This is a genomic window from Rhizorhabdus sp. (assembly GCF_018006725.1).
Taxonomy (GTDB): Bacteria; Pseudomonadota; Alphaproteobacteria; order Sphingomonadales; family Sphingomonadaceae; genus Rhizorhabdus.
The window spans coordinates 1-2,553 of the sequence record NZ_JAGMXV010000460.1 but is presented as its reverse complement, the minus strand read 5'-3'; the positions used below and the strand labels follow the sequence as shown (position 1 = coordinate 2,553).

The 2,553-nt window shown below is 65.5% G+C and carries 5 protein-coding genes; all 5 read right to left on the bottom strand.

The window, feature by feature from the left end; all coding sequences use genetic code 11:
- The coding region (locus KAY22_RS27845) for a VirB3 family type IV secretion system protein (RefSeq protein ID WP_296626279.1) at nt 1–187 on the bottom strand (187 nt) is incomplete at its 3' end.
- Nucleotides 187–519, bottom strand: a complete 333-nt coding sequence (locus tag KAY22_RS27840; protein ID WP_296626278.1) for a TrbC/VirB2 family protein — start codon at nt 517–519, stop codon at nt 187–189. The genes KAY22_RS27845 and KAY22_RS27840, both read right to left, overlap by 1 nt.
- Complete coding sequence (trbB, locus tag KAY22_RS27835; protein WP_012110083.1) at nt 516–1,499, bottom strand: P-type conjugative transfer ATPase TrbB; 984 nt, start codon at nt 1,497–1,499, stop codon at nt 516–518. The genes KAY22_RS27840 and trbB overlap by 4 nt, the downstream gene beginning before the upstream one ends.
- A gap of 168 nt (nt 1,500–1,667) precedes the next feature.
- Nucleotides 1,668–2,117 carry a hypothetical protein gene (locus KAY22_RS27830; protein ID WP_012110084.1) on the bottom strand — a complete coding sequence of 150 codons (450 nt, stop codon included), beginning with the start codon at nt 2,115–2,117 and terminating at the stop codon, nt 1,668–1,670.
- Nucleotides 2,118–2,121: 4 nt separating this feature from the next.
- The coding region (locus KAY22_RS27825; protein ID WP_296626277.1) for a type IV secretory system conjugative DNA transfer family protein at nt 2,122–2,553 on the bottom strand (432 nt) is incomplete at its 5' end.

Genomic DNA, 2,553 nt, shown 5'->3' with positions numbered 1-2,553 from the left:
CAATGGCCCAGATCAGCAGACCGACGAGCCAGAGGCGCAGGCCAAGGCCCACGGCTCCGGCCAGCGTGCCGTTCAGGATGGCGAGTGCGCGCGGTGCGCCGCCGAGCAGAATGTGCTCGGTCAGCGCCCGGTGAACCGGGACGGTGAAACCCGGCACCGCGTCGAGTTGTTCGAACACCGCCGCCATCAGATGAGCGCCCCGCCGCCGAATGAGAAGAACGACAGGAAGAAGCTCGACGCCGCAAACGCGATGCTGAGACCGAAGACGATCTGGATCAGCTTCCGGAAGCCGCCGGACGTGTCACCGAACGCCAGCGCCAGGCCGGTGGCGATGATGATGATGACGGCGACGATCTTGGCGACCGGCCCTTCGATGGATTCGAGAATTTTCTGGAGCGGTGCTTCCCACGGCATGGACGAGCCGGAGGCATGGGCGGCGGGGGCAAGGACGAGATTGATGTAGATGAAGGCGGCGGCCGTCGCGGCATAGCGGCGAACGCGCATGGTGGTGCGGATCATGATGGCGCTCCTGTGCGGTCAAGGGTTGCGGGGGTGATGGCGTAGTCGCCGTCCGGACCGAGCCCATCGACGCGGGCGAGTTCGGCGAGCCGGCGCGCGGAGCCGCGGCCGGAGAGGACGGCAACAAGATCGATGGTCTCGGCGATCAGGGCGCGCGGGACCGTGACGACGGCCTCCTGGATGAGTTGTTCAAGGCGGCGCAGCGCGCCGATGCCGCTCCCGGCGTGGATCGTGCCGATGCCGCCGGGGTGGCCGGTTCCCCATGCTTTCAGGAGATCGAGAGCTTCAGAGCCGCGCACCTCGCCGATGGGAATGCGATCGGGGCGCAGGCGTAGCGAAGAGCGAACCAGCTCCGAGAGCGTGGCCACTCCATCCTTGGTCCGCATGGCGACAAGATTGGGCGCGGCGCACTGAAGCTCGCGGGTATCCTCGATGATGACGACGCGATCCGCCGTCTTGGCGACCTCGGCCAGAAGCGCATTGGTCAGCGTGGTTTTGCCGGTGGAAGTGCCGCCTGCGACAAGGATATTGGCGCGCGCCATCACGGCTGCGCGTAGCGTCGCCGCCTGGTCGGCGAACATGATTCCGGCGGCCACATAATCGTCGAGCGTGAAGATCGCTACGGCGGGCTTGCGGATGGCGAAGGCCGGTGCGGCGACAACGGGCGGCAGCAAGCCCTCGAACCGCTCTCCCGTCTCAGGAAGCTCGGCGGAGACTCGCGGGCTGCGCGGATGCACCTCGACGCCGACATGGTGAGCGACCAGCCGCACGATGCGCTCGCCATCGGCAGGCGACAGCGTCTCACCCGTATCGGCCAGCCCTTCGGAGAGGCGATCTACCCAGAGACGGCCGTCCGGGTTCAGCATGATTTCGACCACGGCCGGGTCTTCGAGAAAATGGGTGATGGTCGAGCCGAGCGCGGTGCGAAGCATGCGCGCACCGCGCGCGAACGCCTCCGGCTTCTGGCTGATATTGGTCATTCCTGCCCCGCTTCCTGACGGGGCTGGAAAAGAGGGTCCCCGGATCGGGGTGATTAAAAGAGCCGTGAATCAGGCTGATTCAACAAGTATCGGTCGTCGTAGTAGCGTGGTGTGCAAATACAGGAGAACGGCGGTTGGGCGATGCTATTGATCCACGCGCGCCGAAGCCTATGGATCGCTCTCTGTCGGGCTGGACGGCGACTCGCCGACATCTTCAACGATCTCCTGCCGAAGTTTCGGTCCCTGGGCCAAGCGCCGTCCAAGGGCCGCGATGAACGCCTCGTAGCGCTTCCCGACCATGGCGCGCGCTGCCTGGGCTGCGGGCTCGGGCAGCGCCGGCGTCGTGTTGAGCCAGAACCGGATGAATACGGCCATGGTCTCGACGGAGATCCCGATGTCGCGCTCCATGCGGTTGAGACGGCGATCGATCTGATCGAGGCGTTTGGCGACCACGGCTTCACGCCGCTCAGCGTCGTCCGGCGACAGGAAGGACGCGATGGCGGCCTCTGCGATCAGGGAGAGCGGTTGTTCGCGTCGGCCTGCATAGTCCGATAGTGTCGCCATGATGTCGGGGTCGAGATATACGGAAATCGGCACCTTCTTCTTGCGTCCGGTCATGGTGCTACAGCTCCATGCCGTCATTGGGATCGAGCGAGACCTGGCGGGCAACGCCGCGCATGACGCGGGTCAGCCGCTGGTTGCGCGCGGCGGCGTCCTCTGTGTCGTCAGGCAAATCGATCTCAAACTCATTGTCGATCGGCGCCTTCTTTTCGATGGGGTTCACCCGGTTGAGTTCGGGCTGATGCCGACGTTCGGACTCGGTGGAATCCTCTTCGTTGTCACCGCTCGTCGTTGGCGCAGCGTTTTCGGTCATGTCCGGGCGCGCGGGGATCGGCAGCTTGCTCCAATCGTCGGGCCGACCTTCAGTAGGCCGCGCCAGCCCCGGCGGTGACATGATGCGTTCCTTGAAGCGGGCATCTTCATAGTAGCGCGCCTTCTTCGCCCGGATCGGCGGCGTCCCGGCGACCATGACGATCTCGTCGGTCGGCGGGAG